The sequence below is a fragment of the Amycolatopsis sp. NPDC049691 genome (genome assembly GCF_040675005.1).
In the GTDB taxonomy this organism is placed as follows: Bacteria; Actinomycetota; Actinomycetes; order Mycobacteriales; family Pseudonocardiaceae; genus Amycolatopsis.
Window position 1 is genome coordinate 303,278 of the sequence record NZ_JBFANX010000006.1, and the last position, 22,141, is coordinate 325,418.

Genomic DNA, 22,141 nt, shown 5'->3' on the forward strand with positions numbered 1-22,141 from the left:
TAGGTCACCCTATCGGGTCAGCCGCGTGACGGCTCGCCGAGAAGGACCGGCCCTACTTCGCGAGGCTGCGGTCGAGGTCCGGTTCGAGGTAGATCAGCTTCGCGACCGGCACCTTGGCGCGGACGCGGGCTTCGGCGTCGTCGATGGCCGTCGCCAGCTCGGCGGTGTCGAGGCCGGGCACCATCGCCAGCTTGGCCGCGACGAGCAGCTCGTCCGGGCCGAGGTACTGGGTGCGGATGTGGATGACGCGCTCGACCTTGCCCGCGGCGAGCTCGTCGACGATCGTCGCGAGCACCGGCTCGGTGACGCCTTCGCCGATGAGCAGGCTCTTCATCTCGACGATGAGGATGATCGCGATGACGCCGAGCAGCACGCCGATCCCGAGGGTGCCGACGCCGTCCCAGACCGGGTTTCCGGTGACGACCGACAGCCCGACGCCCAGCAGCGCGAGGACGAGGCCGATCAGCGCGCCGGCGTCCTCCAGCAGGACCACCGGCAGCTCGGGCTCCTTGGCCTGGCGGACGAAGCCCCACCAGCTCGCGTCGCCCTTGATCTTCTTCGACTCGCCGATGGCGGTGTAGAAGCTGTAGCCCTCCAGGCAGACGGCGACGACGAGGATGATCACGGCGACGATCGGCGAGTCGAGCGGCTCGGGGTGGCCGACCTTGTGGATGCCCTCGTAGATCGCGAAGGCCGAGCCGAGGGTGAAGAGCATCAGCGCGACGATGAAGGAGTAGAAGTACCGGTCGCGGCCGTAACCGAAGGGGTGTTCCTTGTCGGCGGCCCGCTTCGAGGTCTTCTGGCCGAGCAGCAGCAGGCCCTGGTTCGTGGTGTCGGCCAGCGAGTGCACGGACTCCGCGAGCATCGACGACGACCCGGTGACGAGGAAGCCGACGAACTTCGCGGCCGCGATCCCGGCGTTCGCCCCGAGTGCGGCGATGATCGCCTTGGTTCCGCCTCCAGCTGACACGACCGCTCCCCTGGTTGGTCCCGTATGTCCGGGTGGAGCCTAATGGGGCGCCGCCGCCGCGGCCGTGCTCGGGGTGACGCCCGCCTTCGGCGAAGCGCCGGTTTCTGTCGGCCCCCTTCGCTACGGTGGCCGCTCCGGCACTGGGGAAGGTGGACATGGCTCACTTCGGCGTGCTCGGGCCGCTCGCCGTCGAGGGGCCGCCGGGGCACTGGATCACGCTGCGCGGCGACCGGCAGCGCACGCTGCTGGCCGTGCTGCTGCTCAACGCGAACCAGCACGTCCACGTCGACGTGCTGGTCGAAGCGCTGTGGCCGGAGCGGCCGCCGAAGTCCTACGCGTCGAACCTGCACACCTACCTCTCGCGGCTGCGCGAGCGGATCGACGGCCTGCGCGTCGACCACGGCCCGCTCGGCTACCGGCTGTACGTCGAGCCCGCCGAGCTCGACCTCCTCGTCTTCCGGGCGGCAGTCGAGGACGGAAGGCGGGCCGGGGACGCCGTCACCGCGTCGCGGCACTACCGGCGGGCGCTCGCGCAGTGGCGCGGGCCGGTGCTGGCCGGGCTGCACGTCCCGCGGCTCGACGCCGACATCGCGCGGCTGGAGTCCGAGCGCCTCGCCGTGTTCGAGGACTGCGTCGACGCCGAGCTCACCGCGGGCCGCCACGGCGAGCTGACCGGCGAGCTGCAGGCCATGATCACCGAGCACCCGCTGCGTGAACGGCTGGCCGCGCAGCTGATGATCGCGCTGCACCGGGCCGGGCGGCAGGCCGACTCGCTGGCGATCTACCGGCGGCTGCGGACGACGCTGATCGAGGAGCTGGGCGTCGAACCGGGCGCCGAAGCCCGCCGCGTGCACGCCGCCGTCCTGCGCGGCGAGGACCCGGTGCCGCGCATGCCGCCGCCGGTCTGGCCGGTGTGCCAGCTGCCGCCGGACATCGCGGACTTCACCGGCCGCGAAGCCGAACTGGCCGAGCTGACCGGCGTGCTGGGCAGCGACACCGGCGTCCCGGTGGCCGTGCTCAGCGGCGAACCGGGCGCGGGCAAGAGCACCCTGGCCGTCCGCGCCGCGCACCGGCTGCGGACGCGGTTCCCGGACGGTCAGCTGTACGTGCCGCTGGGGCGTGACATCGGCGAGGTGCTGGCCGACCTGCTGCGCGCGCTCGGCGTGCCCGGCCCGGCGGTGCCGGACGACGTCCGCGCCCGCGCGGCGGTGTTCCGCGGCAGGTTGGCCGACCGGCGGGTGCTGGTGGTGCTCGACGACGCCGTCGACCCCGAGCACGTCCGCGCCCTGCTGCCGGGCACGCCGGGCTGCGCGGTGCTGGTCACCAGCAGGCAGCGGCTGAGCGGGCTGGCCGGCGCGCACCGGCTGGCGCTCGGCCCGCTGTCCGGCGCCGAAGCGGCCGAGCTGCTGAACCGCCTCGCCGGGGCGCGCGTGACCCGCGAGCGCGCGGAGGCGGAGCGGATCATCGCGGCGTGCGCGCGGCTGCCGCTGGCCCTGCGGATCGCGGGCAGCAGGCTGGCCATCCGCCCGCACCTGCGGCTCGGCGAGCTGGCCGACCGGCTGGAGGACGAGGTCCGCCGGCTCGACGAGCTGACCGTCAGCGACCTGGCCGTCCGGAGCAGCATCGCGCTGAGCCACGAAGGGCTGCGGCCCCCGGCGCGGCGCGCGTTCCGGCTGCTGGGGCGGTGCCGGCTGGTCGACCTGCCGTCGTGGGCGGTCACGACGCTCATCGGCACCCCGGACGCCGACGAAGCGGTCGAAGAGCTCGTCGAAGCGAGCCTGCTGGAGACGCGTGGACCGGACCCGACCGGCGAGGGCCGGTACCGGATGCACGACCTCGTCCGGCTGTACGCGGCGGAAGGGCCGGCTGCCGAAGGTGGCTCTTCGACGGTGCTGGCGGCGACGCTCGCGCTCGCCGACGCGGCCGCGGCCCGGCTGCCGCGCACGGTGCCGATGCCGGCGGTGGCGCACTCGCCGTTGCCGCAGCCGTTGCCGGACGCGCTGGTGTCGCGGCTGCTGGAGCGTCCGGAGGACTGGTTCGCGGCCGAGCGTGCGAACCTGGTGCGGCTGATCGGCTCGCTGCCCGCCCGGGAAGCGTTGCTGCTGCTGGACAAGCTGGGCGTGTACCTGTACTTGCACGGGCACTACGCGGACCTGCGCGAGGCGTACGAAACGGTGCTGGCGGCCGCGGACGACCGCGCGACGGCGGTGCTCGCGGAGGCGCACCTGGCCCTGCTGCGGCACGCGCGCGGCCAGTACCTCGAGGCGGCGTCCGCGTACCGCTCGTGCGCGAAGGAGCTGGAAGCCGCCGGCGACCGGCGTACCCACGCGTGGGTCGCGGCGAACCTGGCGCACTGCCTGATCGGGCTGGGCCGCGCGGAAGAGGCGTTGCGCACGGCCGCGGCGGCCCGCGAACTGTTCACTGTGGACGGTCAGCGGGAGGCGTACCCGGTCCGGGCGGCGGAATCGGCGGCACTGCTGCGCCTGGGCCGAGTGGCGGACGCGCACGAGGTCGACGAGCTGGCCCTGACGGCGGCCCGGTCGACGGGCGACCCGCGCCGGATCGGCATGGCGTTGCACGACTTCGCGTGGTCGTCGCTGCTGACGGGGTCGGAGGGCGAGGCGGCGTCGGCGATCGCGGAGTCGGTGGCGCTGCTGCGCGGCACGTTGGCGCGTTCGGCGCTGGCGAAGTCGTTGCGGACGCTGGGAGCGATCTCGGCGGCAACGGGAGCGAGGGCCCACGCGACGGCGGCGTTCGCGGAGGCCCGGGAGCTGGCTCGCGACCTCGACGAGCGGCCCCGGGAGTTGTCGTGCACCCGCGCGATAGCGGCGAGCTGGATCGGCGAAGGGCGGGCGCAGGAGGCGATCCCCGTGTTGCGGGGGTGCCTGGCGGAGTTCCGCGCGATGGGCAGCCGGTCGGCGACGGGGTTGACTTGGCTGGTCCTCGCCCGGGCATGCGAAGCGATCGGCGACTCGGCAGCGGCGGTCGAGGCGGCCGCGGAGGCGGAGAGTTTGGCGGATCCCCGAGACGCGAGCGCGGCGGTGGTGCGGCGGGCCTTGGTCGCGTTGACCGAACCCGCCTGACAACCACCGCCGGACCACGCAGCCTCCGGTGAGCGCCCCTCGTTCTCACCGAGAGCCTGCCGAAACGGGGTGGTGCCGCCCCCTCACGGCACCACCCCAAGCCCACGGACGCCGGGCCCCGCGACCGGCGTCACCCCCAGGGGGCTACTGACCCTTGCGGGCCTTCGCGTACCGGTTGACCGGCGGCAGCCACGACAGCACCACGGCCACCAGACCCGTCACCAGCACCAGCCACGCCACTCCGCGGATCGCCGCCGTTCCGCCTTCGACGTCCGTGGCCAGGCGCAGGGCCAGGCCCGCGTTCGCCAGGGCCGCCAGCGTCAGCAGCACGCGCACCCACACCGCTCCCCGCAGCGCCAGCAGCGCCCACACCAAGAGCACCACGCCGAAGAAGACGGCCAGCCCGCCGCGGACCTGGAGCGTGCTCAGCACCTCGTCCGAGGCCGCCTGCAGCAAGGCACCACCGTCGGCCTTGACCGAGTCCGCCGACGCTCCCGTGATCGACGCGATCGTCTCCGCCGCGACGTCGAGCGCCATGTCCCGGCCGCCGGTGAAGTACAGGACCCCGTCGACGATCGCCGCCAGTGCCGACAGCACGGCCACCCCCACCAGCGCCAGCAGCGCTCCGGGGCGGGACGGTGCCGCGACCGGGGCGGGCTGGGGAAGCCCGGTCGCGGCATCGGGATAGGAAGTCACAAGCTCGTTCTCCTCGAAAATCGACGCGTTGGGGTGTAACAACCACCCCTGCGAGCGATAGTGGAGAAGAGCACCACACGGAACGCACACAGAACCGCGCGGAAGTCAGTCCTCGCAGGTTCCCGCGGTCGCCCGGAACAGCTGCGCCCGTTCGCCGCCCAGCGGGCGGACGTGCACCGGCGGGTCCGCCGCCGGCAGCCACACCGACTGACCCCGCCGCAGCTCGACCTTCTCGCCGTCGTCGGCCGTCACCAGCAGGTCGCCCGCCGTGCACAGCAGGATCTGCGGGCCCGCGCTGTCGACCGAGATCTCGTCGTCCTGGCCCGCCGCCCACTCGACGCGCGACAGCTCGAACTCCGGCGCGTCCGTGCGGTACACCGAAAGCCGGCCGCCCGTGTCGCCGCACTGGACCGGCATCTCGCCGCACGCGAAGTCGACCACGCGCAGCAGCTCCGGCACGTCCACGTGCTTCGGCGTCAGCCCGCACCGCAGGATGTTGTCCGAGTTCGCCAGGATCTCCACGGCCGTGCCGTGCAGGTAGAGGTGCAGGTTGCCGGCCGGCAGGTAGATCGCCTCGCCCGCGCGCAGCGTCAGCCGGTTCAGCAGCAACGCCGCCAGCACGCCCGCATCGCGCGGGTGCGCCTCGCCGAGTTCCAGGATCGTGCGGCACTCGACCGCGAACTCACCGTGCTCCTGGACGTGGCGAACGCACGCGTCGAGCACCTCGGGCAACAGCGAGTCGAGCGACGGCTGCGGCAGCGTGATCCACGTCGTGAACAGCGCCCGCAACCCGGACGGGTCCGGCTGCGCCTCCAGCAGGCCCGTGTACTTCGCGAGCCCGGGCGTCTCGATCGCCTTCAGCAGCTTCACCGTGCGGTCCGGCGCGCGGAACCCGGCCAGCGCGTGGAACTCCGTCAGCGCGCAGACCAGCTCCGGCTTCGCCGTCGGGTCCGGGTAGTTGCGGTTGGCCGCGTCACGCGGGATGCCGAGCTTCTCCTCGCGGGCGTGCCCCTCCGCGGCCTGCGCCGCCGACGGGTGCGCCTGCATCGACAGCGGCTCCTCGGCCGCGAGGATCTTCAGCAGGAACGGCAGCCGCCCGCCCCACCGCTTCGCGCACCGCTCGCCGAGCTGCGTCACCGGGTCGGCGTCCACCAGCTCGAGCAGGCTCCGCTCGGTTCCGTCGGGGCCGATGACGTGCGACGGGTCGCCCGGGTGGGCACCCATCCACAGCTCGGCCTCGGGGTGCGGCGCGGGGACCGGACGACCCAGCAGCTCGGGGATCGCCGTCCGCGATCCCCAGGCGTAGGGCCGCACCGCGTTGCGCAGCAGCTCCACTGTCACCTCAACTCCACTCCTTCGGCGCCGGCCGGGGCCGGTGCTCGGCGGGTCTCACGCCGTCGCGGGCGCGAAGCGGCCCGCGCCGCCGATGCTGCCCGCCGCCAGCCCGAGGTAGACCGCCGCCAGTTCGAACCGCAGTGCCAGCACCGCGGCCCGCACGATTTCGTCGGCCTCGATCTCCTCGGCCGGTGCGATGACGTCCGCACCGGGCAGCAGGTCCTCGGCTTGGTAGCGCGCCGCGTCCGTGGCCGGACCGGTTCGCACCGAGAGGAGCAGCACCCGGGTCGGGATGTCACCTGATGGATCGTCCGGATCGGCGAAGATGTCACGCTCCGCCCCACTCGATTGCGCGGCTCGCCGCAATGCGGGACGCGCAAGAGCCTGACGATAGTCCTCGACGTCGCACACAGTAGCCGCATGGGCGGCGAACGCGTGCGCAGCGTGCTCGCCGACGGCGACCGCGACCGGGTCCAGCCCCCACAGCAGCGGCACGCGGTCGGCGACCCGCAGCGCGAGCGCCTTGGCCGGGTTCGCGAACGACTCCCGGGCCAGGTAGTCCTTCTCGGCCTCCAGGTCGAGCTGGTCGGCCAGCACCTGGACGTCGGAGATCAGCAGGCCCAGCGCGTTCGCGGTGAGCAGCCCGGCGGCCAGGCCGCGCGGGAACGCCAGCTCCGGCGGCACCGGGATCCGCGGCGCGAGCAGCACACCCTTGCCCGCGACGGCGGCCGCCACCGGACCTTCCGACGGCGCCGAGAGCACCACGGAAGCGCCGTAGCGCGCCGCGCGCTCCAGCGACGCGGCGAGCTCGCGGTCGCCGGGGTCGTCGGTGTGGGCGAAGACGACGTCGAGCGCGCCGATCCAGCTCGGCACCACCTCGGCGACGACGACCGGCACCGGGCACGACGGCGTCAGCAGGGCGGCCAGCAGCCGCGTGAGCGTGCGGCTCACGCCCGGCCGGTCGATCAGCACCAGGGCGCGCGGCCGGCCCATGTCGAGCCGCTCGGACAGCTCCAGCTCGGCCGCCAGCTCGGCGGTCGCGCGCACCTGGGCGCCCGCCATGGCGGCGGCCCGGAGCAGCCCCGCGCTGTCGGCCTCGGCCAGCCGCGCGGGGTCGTCCAGCAGGGTGTCGTCAAGCACTGTCGGCATCGGAGTTTCCGTTGTTCCCCGGCAGGGTCGCCTCGTCCAGGAGCAGCACCGGGATGCCGTCGCGGACCGGGTACACGCGACCGCATTCGGTGCACGTCAGCGCGTCGGCCTCGGGGTCGTCCGGGGCGCCCGGCCGGAGCGGGGCGTGATCGGGCGACGGGCACGCCAGGATCTCGAGGAGCTGGGCGTCGAGCGTGATGGCCATGGTTCCTCCATACCACGCAGAGGGGTGTGGTGAAGGGCACCTTCCGGACACGGTTGCGGTCCCTTCACCGGGGACGGTCAGTTGCGGATGATCGCGAGTACCTCGTCCACCAGCCCCTGCACGGCCTCGGCGTTCGCGGCTTCGACGTTCAGCCGGAGCAGCGGTTCGGTGTTCGACGGGCGCAGGTTGAACCAGGCGCCGCCCGGCAGCTGCACGGTCAGGCCGTCCAGCTCGTCGACCTCGACGCCGGAGCGGGTGCCGAAGGCGTCCTTGACGGCCATCATCTTGGCGACCTGGTCGTCGACCGTGGAGTTGATCTCACCGGAAGCCGCGTAGCGCGAGTACGCGCTGGTCAGCTCGCTCAGCGGGCCGGTCTGCTCGCCGAGCGCGGCGAGGACGTGCAGCGCCGCCAGCATGCCGGTGTCGGCGCGCCAGAAGTCGCGGAAGTAGTAGTGCGCGGAGTGCTCGCCGCCGAAGATGGCGCCGGTGCGGGCCATCTCGGCCTTGATGAACGAGTGGCCGACGCGGGTGCGGACCGGCTTGCCGCCGTGCTCGGCGACGATCTCCGGCACGCCCTTGGACGTGATCAGGTTGTGGATGATCGTGCCGCCCGGGTCCTTCGCCAGCTCGCGCACGGCGACCAGCGCGGTGATCGCGCTCGGCGAAACCGGCTCGCCGCGCTCGTCGACGATGAAGCAACGGTCGGCGTCGCCGTCGAACGCGACCCCGGCGTCCGCGCCGACCTCGCGCACCTTCGCCTGCAGGTCGACGATGTTGGCCGGGTCGAGCGGGTTGGCCTCGTGGTTCGGGAAGCTGCCGTCGAGCTCGAAGTACATCGGCACGACCTCGATCGGCAGACCCGCGAAGACGGTCGGCACGGTGTGCCCGCCCATGCCGTTGCCGGCGTCGACGACGATCTTCAGCGGCCGGCTGCCCGACAGGTCGACGAGGTTGCGCAGGTAGGCGGCGTAGTCGGCGAGGACGTCCCGCTCGCTCACGGTGCCGCGCTGGCCCTCGAACTCCGGCACGCCCTGCTCGACGGTGTCGCGGATCTCGGCGAGGCCGGTGTCCTGGCCGACCGGGGACGCGCCCGCGCGGCACATCTTGATGCCGTTGTACTTGGCCGGGTTGTGGCTCGCGGTGAACATCGCGCCCGGCAGGTTCAGCGAACCCGAGGCGAAGTACAGCTGGTCGGTGCTGGCCAGCCCGATGCTCACGACGTCGAGGCCCTGCGAGGTGACGCCCTCGGCGAAGGCCGCCGCCAGCCCAGGCGACGAGTCCCGCATGTCGTGCCCGATCACCACCGCCGGTGCTTCCGGCTTGATGAGCAGGGCGAACGCGGCGCCGAAGTCGCGGACGAGGTCCGCGTCGAGCTGCTCGCCGACCACGCCGCGAATGTCGTAGGCCTTCACGATGCCCGAAAGGTCTGGCACGCCGTCTCCCCGCGAATAGTCGTCCCGGCGCCCGCTGCGCCGCGCGGAAAGCCTACCGGCGGTGTGGGTGGGTTACGCGTTCAGGCGCGACCGGGGAGGACCCGCAGGTGGCCGCGGCGCCCGGACGGGCCCTCCGGCTCGGGCGCGGGGGCCGGTTTGCCGGGGCGGCCGGCCTCGCGCACGGCCTCGGCCAGCGCCGTCAGCTCGTCGGCCGACGGGTCCGGCGCGGCGAAGGCGCCTTCGTGCCGGACGACTTCCCAGCCCTTGGGGACGGTCAGCCGCAGCGCGTGGGCTTCGCAGAGGTCGTAGGAGTGCGGCTCGGAAGCGGTGGCCAGTGGGCCGACGACGGCGGTGGAGTCGCTGTAGGCATACGTCAGCGTGGCCACAGCCGGCTCGAGACAGCCGGTACGCGAACACTTCCGTACGTTCCGCACGATCCGAAACGATAGCGTGTCGCCGCAAGCTAGGAGGAGCGACACGCGCTGGGACGCGCCGACCGCATAGACTTCCGGGGTGGCGACGGCTCGTGACTACCGACAGCGGCGGCGTTCGCGACGGGACCGGCACGGCCGGGGCCTGCGCGGAACGCTGTACCCGGCGACCCTGCCCGCCGCCGCGAGCCGCGCGGAGCGGTTCGACGCGCTGGTGCTCGACGCGCTCGAGCCGATCGAAGCCCGCTGGCGCCACGAGCTGACGAAGCTGGACGTGGCGGTCGACGACGTACCCGAGGTCCGCGAGAACGGCCGGGCGCCGTCGGACGGCGTGCTGCACGACGGCGCGGTACCGCTGTCACGCCTGGTCCCGGCGGGGGTGGACCGGACAGGGATGCCCACGCGGGCCCGGATCGTGCTGTACCGGCGGCCGCTGGAGGCAAGGGCGAAGGACCCGTCGGAGCTGGCGGATTTGGTGCACGACGTGCTGGTGGAGCAGGTGGCGGGGTACCTGGGCGTGGAACCGGACGTCATCGAAGGCGAGTGACGCCCACTGCGGGTTGAGGCCCACTGCGAACCGGCAGCCGGCAACGCAAGCCGACCACGAGGTCACCAGACCTCCCCCGCCCTCCTCCCAAGCCGCTTTCCAGTCGACGACCGGGTTTGTCAAGGCACGCTTTCCCGCCTTGACAAACCCGGGCGGCGACGGACAATCCGAACGGAGGGCGGGGGAGGTCGGACCCGCCAAGCCGCGGTAGAGCAGTGGCAGCCAAGTCGCGGTAGACCTCTGCCGCGGTAGAAAGAAAAAGATCGTCCTCGCCGGACGGGCAGGCTCCGGGATGGCCGGGGTTTCGCTGTCTTCTCACCTTGTCGAGGTGGGCCGCTGGGTGGTCATCCCGTCGCCTGAACGAGGCCTATCACTTTGAGCCGGGCCCGCAAGCCTGGCAACGCTCCCTCGCGTTGGTCTCCCGGTTGCGGGCCCGGCTCAAAGTGATTTACCGGCCTCAGGCGACGGGATGACCACCCAGCTCCTTTACTGGGGCAAGCGCCGCCGGGCTGGGACCGCCGTCAGCAGCGTGAACAGCACCGCCGCCAGCTGTGCCAGCAACAACAGGTTCCGTTCCGTGCCCGGGAACTCCAGCGTCACCTCCGACGACGTCGGCGGCACCGACACCGCCACCTGGTGCCCCCACGCCGGGACGATCGGCACGCTCTTGCCCGCCACCGATGCCTTCCAGCCCGCTTCCTGCTCGGCCGCCAGGACCAGCAGCCGCCCGGTCGGGCCGTCGGACACCCGGACCCGCACGTCCGGCAGGCCCGCCTGGACCGGTGCCACGCCCGGTGCGTTGCCGGGCGCGCCGCCGCCCGTCACCGCCGCCTTGGCCTGCTCCGGCGAGATCAAGATCACCTGCCCCGCCGGAGGCAGCAGGCGCAGCACGCCGCGGCCGTCGGACGTCGGCGCGGCCACCGAGACCAGGTCCTTCGCCAGCGGCGGGTACGCTTGCGGGTCGACGCCCGCCGGGAGGACCACGAACTGCACCCCCGCGGCCGCCGCCGCGGCGAACGTCCGCTGGACCGCCGCCGCGTCGCCCTGGCCGAGGTCGCGGCGCCACGCCGCCAGCCGCGCCGGGGTGCCGGGGGTCGGGGCCAGTTCGTCGTCGCCGTAGTGGGGCAGGCGGCCGCCGATCTGGCGGGTCGCGTCGGTCGCCAGGTCCAGCACCGACCGGCCGGACACACCCAGCTCGGCCGCGACCTCCGGCGCGAGCGCGGGCCGTTCGCCGGCGCGAAGCGGGCCCTGGCCGCCGACGACGACCGCGCCCGCCGCCAGCGCGAGGAACACCACGACCCCGGCGACCGCGAACACCTTCGGCAGCCACGGCGACGGCACCCCGGCCGAGCCGCCGCGCTGCCACGAGCCGAGCACCACCCACAGCAGCCCGGCGCCGACGATCAGCAGCGGCACGCCCGCGTAACCGTGCGCCGGTGTGCCACCCTGCATCGGCGTCGCCGTCACCAGCCGCACCAGGACCAGCCCGCCCGCGCCCAGCGCGGCCAGCGCCAGCCCGCCCGCGGCGAGCTTCGTCGGGCGGACGACGATCGCGATCAGCGCCGCCGCGATCACCGCGACCCCGATCGGCCACGCGCCGGGGCCGCCGGGGTCGAGGCCGGCCAGGTCGGTGCCGGACACCGTCGCCGCCGCGCCGCCGAGTCCCTGCACCAGCAGCTCCGGGTGACGCAGCAACACCGTCGGCCACGGCAGCAGCAGCGCCAGCGGCAGCAGCACGACGATGCCGACCGACGCGATGCGCCGCGCCAGCCCGGTCGGCGCCGGCAGCACGACGAACCCGATCAGCAGCCCGGCGAGCGCGAGCCCGTGCGCGAGCGGGGAGAACGCGCCGAGCACCGCGACGCCGATCGCCGACAGCGCGGAGACGTGCAGCCAGCGCGTGTCCGCGCGGACCAGCAGCCCGGCGATGCCCGCGGCCACCAGCGGCAGCGCGAGGTGCACCACGACGACGTCGAGCCGGCCCTGCGCCACGCCGGCGGTCGCGGCGGGCAGCAGCGCGTACGTCGCGGCGACGACCGCTCGGACCCAGCGGCGCACGCGCAGGCGCCGAGTCGCCGCGTACGCGCTGAGCGCCGCCAGCGGGATGTCGCCGAGTAGCAGGATCGCCACGAGCGCGGCCGGACCGCCGATCGGGGCGAACACCGCGCCGAGCGTGCCGAGCACCGGCAGCGTCGCCGACGCGGGCGCGCCGGTGCCGCCCGCGACGGCGTGCCACGACGCCAGGTACGACGACCAGAGCTCGCCCAGCCCGCCGACCGGGAGCAGCTTGCCGCCGAAGAGGTCGAGGCCGAGCCGGGCGCGGTTGACGACCAGGCCCAGCGCGGTCATCACGACGAGCAGCACGACCGGTGGCGCGAAGATCGTCGCCGCGAGCACGCGCCGGCGGTTCACCTCGACGAAGACGAGCTCGGGCTCGGTCTCTTCGGCGGGTTCCTCGGTTTCGGCCGCCGCTTCGGGCGCCGGGGCTTCCGGCAACGCGACGGCGACGAGCGTGCCGGGCTTGCGCAGCCCGGACCCGCGCGAGCTGAGCCCGCGCAGCGCGCCTGCCGGCAGCGCGTCCGGCCCGACCGGGCGGGTTTCGCGGGCGTCGAGCGCCTCCGGCGTCACCCACGCGGACTCGGTCTCGACGGTCTCCGGCACGCGCCCGAGCGCGACGTCTTCCTCGACGCCCCGGCGGACCAGCCCGACGACGCCGGCGCGGACGGCGTTGCGCAGTCGCGTCCCGCGTCCGGTGAAGAGCCCGCGAACCGTGCCCGGCCGCGGATTCCGCCGTCGGCGCGCCCGGGCGGCGCGCAATCCGCCGCGTCCACTGAGGAGGTACGTCGCCGCGGAGAATTCGGCGCGGGCTTCGCCGGTGCGGCGCAGCAGGACGAAGGCGAGCGCGCGCAGCAGGGAGAGCAGCGGGAGCCGGATCATGCCCAGCCAGAAGGAAAACGGCGAGCAGTTCACGAGGAACACGCGCAGCCCGTGGGCGCGGTTCGCGGTCGCGAGCGGGGTGGTGACGGCGTCGGCCGCACGCTGCCCGGTCGTGACGGCTCGCGCGTGCCGCACCCGCGCGGTCGGCACCGAGAGGACGAGCCCGCCGGCCGCGTTCGCGCGCCAGCCGAAGTCGAGATCCTCGCGCAGCAACGGGAAATCGGGGTCGAAGCCACCGAGGTCGTCCCAGGCGTCGCGACGCACGAGCGAGCCGGCGCTGGGCACGGCGAGCACCTCGGCGGGTTCCTCGCCGAGGGCGGCGATCTGCTGGCGGTGGCCGGAGGCGTCGGTGGACAGGCCCGCTTCGACGATCAGCCGCGGGTCGGTCCAGTCGAGACCGAGCGCGCCGAGCACGGTCGCCGACGGGGTTTTGGTGGCGACGCGCAGGAGTTCGTCGAGGCAGTCGGGCTCGGGGGCGCAGTCGTCGTGGAGGAGCCACAGCCACGATCCGGGGTCGCCCCAGCGCTCGGTGGCGTGCGCGACAGCTTCGGCGACCGCGGCGGCGAAGCCCGTATCGCTCGAAAGTGTGACGACGCCGGAGAGCACGGGCGCGGAATCCGGGCCGGGATCGACGGCCGCTTCGGCGAGCAGCCGCGCGGTGGCGTCGGTGGATCCGGTGTCGACGGCGAGCACGTGCCGAGGCCGGACGGTGCTGCGGCGCAACGAAGAAAGCGCCAGCGGTAGCCAGTTTTCGCCGTTGTGACAGACCACAATGGCCAGAACGGGCGCGGTGCGCAGGACGGGCGGCGCGGCGGTGCGGGGCAACGAACACTCCGGATCAGGCGGCGGATCGGTGCGGCCACCCTACGGCCCCGGTTCGTCACCCGGTGGTGAACCCACGCCGTGTTCACCTCGTGGAATCACCGGTGACACCACGCATCACCGGTGATTCCCCCTCTAGATCGCGCGTTTCTTCAGCTTGCGGCGCTCCCGCTCGGACAGACCGCCCCAGATGCCGAAGCGCTCGTCGTGGGCCAGCGCGTACTCAAGGCACTCGTCCTTGACCTCGCAGCCCAGGCAGATCCGCTTGGCTTCGCGGGTGGAGCCGCCCTTCTCGGGGAAGAACGCCTCCGGGTCCGTCTGCGCGCACAGGGCGCGTTCCTGCCAATCCTGCTCTTCCTCGGTGGCATCGATGAGCTCGGTGAGATCTCCCAGAGCCTGCTCCGGGATCTCGCCCCAACTCATGACGTGCCCCCATTCCTTCCCATCGGCTTCCAACCGCACGTCCGCCTCCTCGCTCCCTAGCACTCCCCAGGCTGGCGGTGGTGAAACGACACCCGCCGTCCCCTCTAGGCGGCGAATGACATCACTGTGATTACACCCGTGTAGTGCGGTCAGGTCAAGCGGAGTAGCGAGTTCGGGGGACGTTCGGGCCCGATCGCGCAAGGGGACACGCCGGTAACTTCACACCGGGCATACGGAAGACTGGAAGCGTGCAGAAGTCAGCAGTGCGCCCCAGCCCGGTCTTCCTCGGCATCCTCGCGCTCACCGTCGCCGGCGGCGTGATGGCCGCGTTCGGTGATGTGAGCAGCATCCTGCTCCGCGATCGCGACCCGCTCTTGATCGCCGGCGTGGTGATCTTCGTCGCCGCCGGCTGGGTGGCGTCGTTGTCGCTCCACGAGTTCGGCCACGCGATGGTCGCCTACCGCGGCGGTGATTACAGCGTCGCCCACAAGGGTTACCTCACGCTCGACGTGCGGAAGTACACCGACCCGGTGCTGTCGATCGTGCTCCCGCTCGTCTTCCTCATCATCGGCGGCATCCCGCTGCCGGGCGGGGCGGTGTGGATCAACCGCGGTGCCCTGCGTTCGCGCGGGACGTCCTCGTGGGTGTCGCTGGCCGGACCGCTGAGCAACCTCGCGGTCGGGGCGGCGCTGGCTCTGGTCGTCGCGCTGGTCCCGATGTCGGGTGGCCTGGTCGCCGCGATGTCCTACCTCGCGCTGCTGCAGGTGGTGACGTTCATCCTCAACATCCTGCCGATCCCCGGCCTCGACGGTTGGGGCGCGATCGAGCCGTACCTGCCTCCGCAGGCGCGAGCCTTCGGCGCGCAGATCCGCCCCTGGGCCCCGATCATCTTGTTCGCGATCTTGTGGTTCTTCAAGCCGGCCAACGCCGCGCTGTGGGACGGCGCCTACTCGATCTTCGACGCTCTCGGCGGCAACAGGTTCGGCGCCAGCGCCGGAGCGAGCCTCTTCCGGTTCTGGGATTGAGGTTTGGGCCGGGCACCGCGCGGGAAGCTCACGTGCGGTGCTCGGTCAGCCAGACGTGCGCCCGTTTCCAGACCTCCCGCAACCCCGACCGCTCCCCGAGGTAGTCCCCCGCCGCGCCGACGACCGGCAACATGCCGAGCGCGCGGTGCAGGAAGTTGCCGCGCGGCCGCTTCTCCAGCTCCCCGGTGATCCCGAGCAGCCCCCGGCCGAGCCGCCACAGCGTCCGGCCGGCCGCCTTGATCGTCGCCTTGCCGTGCTTCTTCTCCGACGCCGTCAAATCCTCCGTCAGGCGAGCCGCTTCGTCGGCCTCCGCCGCCTCGTCGTGCTCCGGGTGCCTGCCCGCCGCGAGGTCCGCGTCGATGTCGCGCTCGAACAGGACCCACGCGATCAGCCGCACCCGGGTGCCGACGTCCGTCACGCCGTACTCGCCCGCGATCGCGCACAGCAGCAGCCCCTGGGACGCCGCCCCCAGCGCGTCCTGCACCGGGAGCCGGTCGGCCAGTGCGCCGCCCAGGCCCGGGATCGACGTCAGCAGCGCCGTGAAGCGGCCGACGCGGTTCATCCACCAGCTGGACCGGTCGTAGCCCGTCATCCGGGCCCACGCCGCCGTGCCCGGCACCTTCACCGACGTCACGCCGTGGATCAGCTTCGCCTTCAGGCCGGACTCGACTTCGGCCAGGTCGTCCTTCGCCCGGGCCTGCAGCCCGAACGGGTCGGACTCGCGCAGCGCGTCGAGCATCGGCCCGCACGCCCGCACGAACGGCCGCAGCACGGCCACGACCTGTTTGTCGGAGATCGCCTCAGCCACGTCCGGTTCCCCTTCCCAGCCCGCCGCCGAGCACCAGCGCTCCCGGCAGCGCGCTCGCGCCGAGCAGCACCAGGGCCCGCCAGTCCTGGATCAGCACCAGGTCGCCGCCCGGGCCCAGCAGGCCGAGCCCGAACACGACGACCACCCACACCGCCAGGGGTACCCACGAAAGCCCGGGCCGCACCAGCTTCGCCGTCGTCGAGACCAGCCACGGGGTGGTGACGGCGCCGACCACGACGGTCACCGGCAGCGGCACGACGCCGATCCGCAGCGGCAGGAAGAACAGCTCCAGCACGGCCAGCAGCACGGTGTCGAAGACCAGCAGCACCAGGAGCAGCCGCCGGTCCCACGTCAGGGGCTCCGGCACGGTCACAGCCCGCCGAACAGGTCGTCCGCCGCGCCCTCGGCCGGCCCGTGCGCCAGCACGAACGAGTCGCGCGCCGGGATCGGCTGGGCGACCTCGTTCGTCAGCGCGAAGTACGGGACGTCGCCGTCGACCACCGCCAGCTGTGTCGCATGCGCCCGCAGCGCCGCCAGCTTGGCCGGGAGGTACGCGGCGACGTCGAGCGTCGTCGTGATCTCCTCGTCCGGCGTCGCGGGCAGCTCGTCGTCCGGCGGCACCGTGAACACCGTGTCGCCGCGGGACCGCAGCGCGGCGAGACCGGCGCGGACGGCGTCACGCGAGGTGACGGTGTGGAACACGCGCGCCACCGACTCCGCGCGCGGCGCCGCGGCCATCGTGATCTCGTGGGCGCGGATGTGGTCGGGGTGGCCGTAGCCGCCGAAGGCGTCGTAGGTGACGACGACCTGCGGCCGGACCTCGTCGAGGATCTCCGCCAGCTGCGCGGCCTGCTCCTCGGCGCTGCCGCCGGTGAAGGCCCGCGGGTGCGACGCCGACGGCGTGCCCGCCATGCCCGAATCGCGCCACCGGCCGATGCCGCCCAGATAACGATGTCGTGACACCCCCAGCGCGGCGCACGCGCGCTGCAGCTCCGCGACGCGGTAGCCGCCCAGCTGGTCGGCGGCCCACGCGCCCAGCCCGGCCAGCTCGCCGAGGCCGGCCATGACCTCGCCTTCCTCACCGAGCGTGCAGGTCACCACGGTCACCTCGGCGCCTTCGGCGGCGTATCGTGCGATCGTGGCGCCGGTGGTGATGCTCTCGTCGTCGGGATGGGCGTGAACGAGCAGCAGCCTGCGCGGTACCGGGGAGATCACGGGTTGAGCGTAATTCCCGTGCTCCGACCTTAGTCGGGGACACCCTCGGTTATCCTCGCGCGAGTCGCGACCGCCGCGTCGCGATCGTCTGTACCCCCACGAAGGGCATCTTGGTGAGCACTGAAGCAACTTCGGCGGACGTCGCCGGCGTGTCCGGATCCGTTCTGTCGATCTCCGACCTCAACGTGTCGTTCCGGACCGAGGACGGCGTCGTGAACGCCGTCAAGGGCATCGGCTTCGACGTCAAGCCCGGCGAGATCGTCGCCGTGGTCGGGGAGTCGGGATCGGGCAAGTCCGTCACGTCGATGTCGGTGCTGGGCCTGCTGCCCAAGACCAGCAAGATCGCCGGCGAGCTGCGCCTCGGCGAGCGCAACCTGGCGGATCTCAAAGAGAAGGACATGCAGAAGATCCGCGGCAACCAGGTCGCGATGATCTTCCAGGAGCCGATGACCGCGCTGAACCCGGTCTACACGGTCGGCTGGCAGCTGCGCGAGGCCCTGCGCTCGCACCTCGACATCTCGAAGGCCGCCGCCGACAAGAGGGCGGTCGAGCTGCTGGACATGGTCGGCATCCCGAACCCGCCGCTGCGGTTCAAGCAGTACCCGCACCAGCTGTCGGGCGGTCTGCGCCAGCGCGTCGTCATCGCGATGGCGATCGCCTGCGACCCGAAGGTCATCATCGCCGACGAGCCGACCACGGCGCTCGACGTCACCGTCCAGGCGGAGATCCTGGGTCTGCTGCGCAAGCTGCGCGACACCCTCGACACCGCGATCGTGCTGATCACGCACGACATGGGCGTCGTCGCCGACATGGCCGACCGCGTCATCGTGATGTACCAGGGCGAGATCGTCGAAGAGGCGCCGGTGCGCGAGCTGTTCGCGTCGCCGAAGGAGGACTACACCCGGCGGCTGCTCGCCGCGGTGCCGGTGCTCGGCCAGCGTCCGGAGGGGCGCCGGCTGCTCGACGACACCGGGATCGCCACCGACAGCACCGAGGCGGCCAAGATCGCCGAGGAGATCCGGCTGGCCGACGAGGAGCTCGAGGCCGTCATCGAGGAGACCGCGCCCGCCCTCGAGATCAAGAACCTGGTGCTCGAGTACCCGGGCCGCCGCGGCCAGGGCAAGAACCGCGCGGTCGACGACGTCTCGCTGACCATCGCCAAGGGCGAGATCGTCGGCCTGGTGGGCGAGTCGGGCTCGGGCAAGACGACCGTCGGACGCTGCGCGGTCGGCCTGCTCCGGGCGACGCAGGGCACGATCTCGATCGCCGGCAAGGACATCACGCAGATGTCGGCGAAGGAGCTTCGCCCGCTTCGCCGGTACTTCTCGATCGTGTTCCAGGACCCGGCGTCGACGCTGGACCCGAAGATGACGATCGGCGAGTCGATCGCCGAGCCGATGGTGCTGCACAAGGTGCTGTCCGGCAAGGAGCTGTCGGCGCGCGTGCGCTCGCTGCTCGACAAGGTCGAGCTGGGCGGGCACTACATGAACCGCTACCCGCACGAGCTGTCGGGCGGCCAGCGACAGCGCGTGGCGATCGCCCGCGCGCTGTCGCTCGACCCGGCGCTGCTCATCGCGGACGAGCCGACGTCGGCGCTGGACGTGTCGGTGCAGGCCCGCGTGCTGGACCTGTTCCTCGACCTGCAGCAGTCGCTGCAGTTCGCCTGCCTGTTCATCAGCCACGACCTGGCGGTGGTCGACCTGCTCGCCGACCGCGTCGCGGTGATGCAGTACGGCAAGCTCGTCGAGGTCGGCACCCGCGACCAGGTGCTGCACTCGCCCCAGCAGGACTACACGCGCCGGCTCCTGTCGGCGGCGCCGGTGGCCGACCCGGTGCTGCAGGCCGAGCGCCGCGCGGCCTGGGAGGCCGGCAAGCTGGCCCCCGTGGCCGACTGACGTAGACCCGCTGAAGGGCCCGCACTCGCCTGGGTGCGGGCCCTTCGCCGTTCCCTGTCAGCCGACGCGGATGCGGGGGTCGAGGATGCCGTACATCAGGTCCGCGACCAGGTTCGCGATCACCACGCTCGCCGCGATCACCACCAGCCAGCCCATCAGCACCTGCGGGTCGTTCTTGTTGACCGCCTCCACCAGCAGCGTGCCCATGCCGTGCCAGTTGAACACCGTCTCCGTGATGATCGCGCCCGTCACCGTGGCGCCGAAGTTGACCGAGAACAGCGTCATCACCGGGATCAGCGCGTTGCGGAACGCGTGGCGCCAGATCACGCGGCTGTTCGAGACGCCCTTCGCCCGCGCGGTGCGGACGTAGTCGGCGCCCAGGACCTCCAGCATCGACGCCCGCTGGAAGCGGCTGTACGCGGCGAACGTGATGGCCATGATCGACAGCGTCGGCAGCAGGAACGCGCCGACGTACTTCGCGAGCGCGTCGCCCACTCCGGTCGCCGAGAGGCTCTCCGGGCTCGTCGTGCGCAGCCACGGGTCGCCGAGGACGTCGGACAGGCCCAGCTGCCGCACCCAGCCGTTCAGGCGGATCGCGTAGCCCTTGAGGACGATGGCGATGCAGAAGATCGGCATCGAGAACATCAGGAACGCCAGCGTCGTCGCCAGGTAGTCCCAGATCGAGTACTGCTTGACGGCCGCGAGCACCCCGACCAGCACGCCGAAGACCAAGGCCAGGATCGACGCGGCCAGCACCAGTTCGAGCGTCACCTTGAACGCCGCCATGACCTTCGGCGCCACCGGCTGGAAGGCGTTGCCCTGCGCGATCGAGATGCCCCAGTCGCCGCTGAGGAAGTGGCCCAGCCAGGTGAAGTACCGCGCGACGATGCTCTGGTCGAGCCCGAGCTGGTGTTCGGTGGCGGCGATGGCCGCGGGGTTGATGCCGGGCTTGTTGCGCAGCTCCCCGAGCGGGTCCCCGGTGTTGGCCACCATGACGAAGCAGAGGAACGTGCCGACCAGCAGGACCGGGATCGAGATGGCCAGCCGGCGGAGCACGTAGAGCACGAGATTCATCCGAAACCCCCAAGTTCCGGCGATCGTCGCGCGAAAACGGACGCGGGGGCGACCGGAACCGGTCACCCCCGCGTCGGCGTTCAGGCCTTCATTCTCCGCTGCCGCGGGTCGAAGGCGTCGCGAAGACCGTCACCGATGAAGTTGATCGTCAGTGAAATCAGCACGAGCACGATGAACGGCCCGAAGAACAGCGCCGGCCGCGTCTGCAGCTGGGCGTAGTTCTCCAGGATGACGCGGCCGAGCGAGGTGTCCGGCAGCTGGACACCGAGGCCGATGAACGACAGCGCGGCTTCCGCCAGCACGGCCTGCGCGACCGCGAGGGTCGCGTTGACCGTGATGCTGCCGACCATGTTCGGCACCAGGTGCTTGAAGATGATCCGGAACGTGCCGGCACCCGAAGCGCGAGCCGCGTCGACGAACTCGCGCTGGGACAGCGACATCGCTTCGGCGCGGGTGATCCGGGCGATCTGCATCCAGCCGAACGCCGCCAGCACCAGCGCGACGATGTACCAGGAGCCGCTCCCGAACACCTTCGCCAGGATGGCCGCCGCGGCGATCTGCGGGATGATCAGGAACAGGTCCGTCACCCGCGAGACCGCCGAGTCGGTGAACCGGCGCAGGTACCCGGCCAGCGCGCCGAGCACGACGCCGACCACGGTCGACAGGATCGACACCGTGAGCGCGATGAGCAGCGAGAACTGGGTGCCGCGCAGGATCTGCGACACCATGTCCTTGCCGACCTGCGTGGTGCCCAGCGGGAAGTCGCCGCTCGGCTTGGCGAAGGACGGGAAGGAGCTGTCCTCGTAGCTGTGCTTCCAGAAGATCGGCATGATGATGCTGAGCAGCACGATCAGCACCAGCACCCCGGTCGACGCCATGGCCAGCTTGTGGTGCAGGAACTTCCGGAGCACCAGTTTGCCCTGGCTCCGGGGTTCGGGCAGGGCTTCCGGCGGGAGCGTGCCGTCCTTGGTGGCGGTTTCGCTCGCGAGGAGGGAGTTCAAGTCAGCCAACGCGAATCCTCGGGTCCAGGATGCCGTACACCAGGTCGGCGATCAGGTTGGCGACGATCACGCTGGTGGCGATGACCACGAGCCAGCCCATCATCACCTGAGTGTCGTTCTTCGAGACGGCTTCCACCAGCAATGTGCCCATACCGTGCCAGTTGAACACCGTTTCGGTGATGATCGCGCCGGCGAGCACCGACCCGAAGTTCACCGAGAACAGCGTCGTGACGGGGATCAGGGCGTTGCGGAACGCGTGCCGGAAGATGACCCGGCCGTTGCCGAGGCCCTTGGCGCGCGCGGTGCGGACGTAGTCCGAGCCCATCACCTCGAGCATCGAGGCCCGCTGGAACCGGCTGTACGCGGCGAAGCTGATCGCCATGATCGACAGCGTCGGGAGCAGGTAGGCGCCGATGGTGCTGGTTATGAAGTCCCCGACGCCGTCCGTTTTCAGCTGTTCCGGGCTGGTCGTGCGTAGCCACGGGTTGCCGAGGACGTCCTGCAGGCCGAGGTCGCGGACCCAGCCGTTGATCTCGATGGCGTAGTTCTTCAGGACGATCGCCACGCAGAAGATCGGCATGGAGAACAGCAGGAAGGCCAGCGTGGTGGCCAGGTAGTCGATGATCGAGTACTGCTTCACCGCGGCGAGCACGCCGACGATGATGCCGATGATCAGCGCGAGGATCTCGGCTCCGACGACCAGCTTGAACGTGACGCCGAACGCCGCCATCACCTTCGGCGCGACCGGCTGCAGCGCGTTGCCCTGCGCGATGGACGTGCCCCAGTCACCCGACAGGAAGTCACCGAGCCAGCTGAAGTAGCGCGGCACGACACCCTGGTCCAGGCCCAGCCGGTGGGAGAGCGCGTCGATCGCGTCCTTGCTCAGCTGCGGGTTGTTGCGGAGCTCGCCCAGCGGGTCACCGGTGGCGGCGACCATCACGAACGACAAAAAGGTCCCGACCAGCAGGACGGGAATCGATATCGCCAGACGGCGAAGGATGTAGATCACCAGGTTCAACGAACTGCTCCTCATCCGGGCCTGGTCGTCAGAAGTGCGCTGGACCGCTACCCGGTTGTCTACCGTAGTGGGGG

Annotated in this window: 19 protein-coding genes; 4 read left to right on the forward strand and 15 right to left on the reverse strand. The window is 72.1% G+C overall.

All coding sequences use genetic code 11. The features are described from left to right. Window positions 1–52: 52 nt before the first annotated feature. A complete protein-coding gene (locus AB0J40_RS16560; RefSeq protein ID WP_364453261.1) occupies window positions 53–970 on the reverse strand; it encodes a cation diffusion facilitator family transporter in 918 nt (305 codons plus the stop codon). Window positions 971–1,125: 155 nt separating this feature from the next. Between AB0J40_RS16560 and AB0J40_RS16565 the strand changes: the two genes are divergently transcribed. Then, a complete protein-coding gene (locus AB0J40_RS16565; RefSeq protein WP_364453264.1) occupies window positions 1,126–4,053 on the forward strand; it encodes a BTAD domain-containing putative transcriptional regulator in 2,928 nt (975 codons plus the stop codon). 144 nt (window positions 4,054–4,197) lie between these two features. Here the strand turns inward: AB0J40_RS16565 and AB0J40_RS16570 are convergent, their stop codons facing one another. From AB0J40_RS16570 to AB0J40_RS16595, 6 genes are all read right to left on the reverse strand, one after another. After that, the gene (locus tag AB0J40_RS16570; RefSeq protein ID WP_364453267.1) at window positions 4,198–4,749 is read right to left on the reverse strand and encodes a hypothetical protein; all 552 of its coding nucleotides are present in this window, start codon (window positions 4,747–4,749) and stop codon (window positions 4,198–4,200) included. 105 nt (window positions 4,750–4,854) lie between these two features. Beyond that, window positions 4,855–6,084, reverse strand: coding sequence for a mannose-6-phosphate isomerase, class I (gene manA, locus AB0J40_RS16575; RefSeq protein ID WP_364453689.1), 1,230 nt, complete (start codon window positions 6,082–6,084; stop codon window positions 4,855–4,857). 54 nt (window positions 6,085–6,138) lie between these two features. After that, complete coding sequence (locus AB0J40_RS16580) at window positions 6,139–7,233, reverse strand: hypothetical protein (RefSeq protein ID WP_364453270.1); 1,095 nt, start codon at window positions 7,231–7,233, stop codon at window positions 6,139–6,141. Continuing rightward, window positions 7,217–7,438 carry a Trm112 family protein gene (locus tag AB0J40_RS16585; RefSeq protein WP_364453273.1) on the reverse strand — a complete coding sequence of 74 codons (222 nt, stop codon included), beginning with the start codon at window positions 7,436–7,438 and terminating at the stop codon, window positions 7,217–7,219. The genes AB0J40_RS16580 and AB0J40_RS16585 overlap by 17 nt, the downstream gene beginning before the upstream one ends. 77 nt (window positions 7,439–7,515) lie before the next feature. Beyond that, window positions 7,516–8,871, reverse strand: a complete 1,356-nt coding sequence (locus tag AB0J40_RS16590; RefSeq protein WP_364453275.1) for a phosphomannomutase/phosphoglucomutase — start codon at window positions 8,869–8,871, stop codon at window positions 7,516–7,518. Between the two features lie 80 nt (window positions 8,872–8,951). Continuing rightward, window positions 8,952–9,305, reverse strand: a complete 354-nt coding sequence (locus tag AB0J40_RS16595) for a DUF3499 domain-containing protein (protein WP_086677666.1) — start codon at window positions 9,303–9,305, stop codon at window positions 8,952–8,954. Between the two features lie 79 nt (window positions 9,306–9,384). On the opposite strand from AB0J40_RS16595, the gene AB0J40_RS16600 reads away from it, so the two are divergent. Beyond that, entirely contained in the window at window positions 9,385–9,849 is a 465-nt protein-coding gene (locus tag AB0J40_RS16600; RefSeq protein WP_167379605.1) for a metallopeptidase family protein, read from the forward strand. 486 nt (window positions 9,850–10,335) lie between these two features. Here the strand turns inward: AB0J40_RS16600 and AB0J40_RS16605 are convergent, their stop codons facing one another. Both AB0J40_RS16605 and AB0J40_RS16610 read right to left on the reverse strand, forming a co-directional pair. Beyond that, on the reverse strand, window positions 10,336–13,611 hold the full coding sequence (locus AB0J40_RS16605) for a glycosyltransferase family 2 protein (RefSeq protein ID WP_364453278.1): 3,276 nt from the start codon (window positions 13,609–13,611) through the stop codon (window positions 10,336–10,338). 132 nt (window positions 13,612–13,743) lie between these two features. Continuing rightward, window positions 13,744–14,031, reverse strand: coding sequence for a WhiB family transcriptional regulator (locus AB0J40_RS16610; protein WP_167379630.1), 288 nt, complete (start codon window positions 14,029–14,031; stop codon window positions 13,744–13,746). A gap of 263 nt (window positions 14,032–14,294) precedes the next feature. On the opposite strand from AB0J40_RS16610, the gene AB0J40_RS16615 reads away from it, so the two are divergent. Continuing rightward, window positions 14,295–15,056, forward strand: coding sequence for a site-2 protease family protein (locus AB0J40_RS16615; RefSeq protein WP_364453692.1), 762 nt, complete (start codon window positions 14,295–14,297; stop codon window positions 15,054–15,056). Window positions 15,057–15,084: 28 nt separating this feature from the next. Here the strand turns inward: AB0J40_RS16615 and AB0J40_RS16620 are convergent, their stop codons facing one another. From AB0J40_RS16620 to mshB, 3 genes are read right to left on the reverse strand one after another with little or no spacing between them, the layout of a single operon-like run. After that, window positions 15,085–15,864, reverse strand: coding sequence for a hypothetical protein (locus AB0J40_RS16620; RefSeq protein WP_364453281.1), 780 nt, complete (start codon window positions 15,862–15,864; stop codon window positions 15,085–15,087). Further along, complete coding sequence (locus tag AB0J40_RS16625; protein WP_364453283.1) at window positions 15,857–16,237, reverse strand: hypothetical protein; 381 nt, start codon at window positions 16,235–16,237, stop codon at window positions 15,857–15,859. The genes AB0J40_RS16620 and AB0J40_RS16625 overlap by 8 nt, the downstream gene beginning before the upstream one ends. Continuing rightward, window positions 16,234–17,079, reverse strand: a complete 846-nt coding sequence (gene mshB / locus AB0J40_RS16630; RefSeq protein ID WP_364453286.1) for an N-acetyl-1-D-myo-inositol-2-amino-2-deoxy-alpha-D-glucopyranoside deacetylase — start codon at window positions 17,077–17,079, stop codon at window positions 16,234–16,236. The genes AB0J40_RS16625 and mshB overlap by 4 nt, the downstream gene beginning before the upstream one ends. A gap of 113 nt (window positions 17,080–17,192) precedes the next feature. On the opposite strand from mshB, the gene AB0J40_RS16635 reads away from it, so the two are divergent. Next, on the forward strand, window positions 17,193–18,974 hold the full coding sequence (locus AB0J40_RS16635) for an ABC transporter ATP-binding protein (RefSeq protein WP_364453289.1): 1,782 nt from the start codon (window positions 17,193–17,195) through the stop codon (window positions 18,972–18,974). A gap of 57 nt (window positions 18,975–19,031) precedes the next feature. On the opposite strand, the gene AB0J40_RS16640 is transcribed toward AB0J40_RS16635, so the two are convergent. The 3 genes from AB0J40_RS16640 to AB0J40_RS16650 form a co-directional block, all read right to left on the reverse strand. Then, the gene (locus AB0J40_RS16640; protein WP_364453292.1) at window positions 19,032–20,048 is read right to left on the reverse strand and encodes an ABC transporter permease; all 1,017 of its coding nucleotides are present in this window, start codon (window positions 20,046–20,048) and stop codon (window positions 19,032–19,034) included. An 80-nt stretch (window positions 20,049–20,128) separates the two neighbouring features. Then, entirely contained in the window at window positions 20,129–21,049 is a 921-nt protein-coding gene (locus AB0J40_RS16645) for an ABC transporter permease (protein WP_364453695.1), read from the reverse strand. Between the two features lies 1 nt (window position 21,050). Further along, entirely contained in the window at window positions 21,051–22,067 is a 1,017-nt protein-coding gene (locus AB0J40_RS16650) for an ABC transporter permease (protein ID WP_364453295.1), read from the reverse strand. Between the last annotated feature and the right edge of the window lie 74 nt (window positions 22,068–22,141).

Coding starts and splice junctions, on each gene's coding strand:
- AB0J40_RS16565 (WP_364453264.1), top strand. CDS start 1,126: ATGGCTCACTTCGGCGTGCTCGGGCCGCTCGCCGTCGAGGGGCCGCCG.
- AB0J40_RS16580 (WP_364453270.1), bottom strand. CDS start 7,233: ATGCCGACAGTGCTTGACGACACCCTGCTGGACGACCCCGCGCGGCTG.
- AB0J40_RS16640 (WP_364453292.1), bottom strand. CDS start 20,048: ATGAATCTCGTGCTCTACGTGCTCCGCCGGCTGGCCATCTCGATCCCG.
- AB0J40_RS16610 (WP_167379630.1), bottom strand. CDS start 14,031: ATGAGTTGGGGCGAGATCCCGGAGCAGGCTCTGGGAGATCTCACCGAG.
- AB0J40_RS16585 (WP_364453273.1), bottom strand. CDS start 7,438: ATGGCCATCACGCTCGACGCCCAGCTCCTCGAGATCCTGGCGTGCCCG.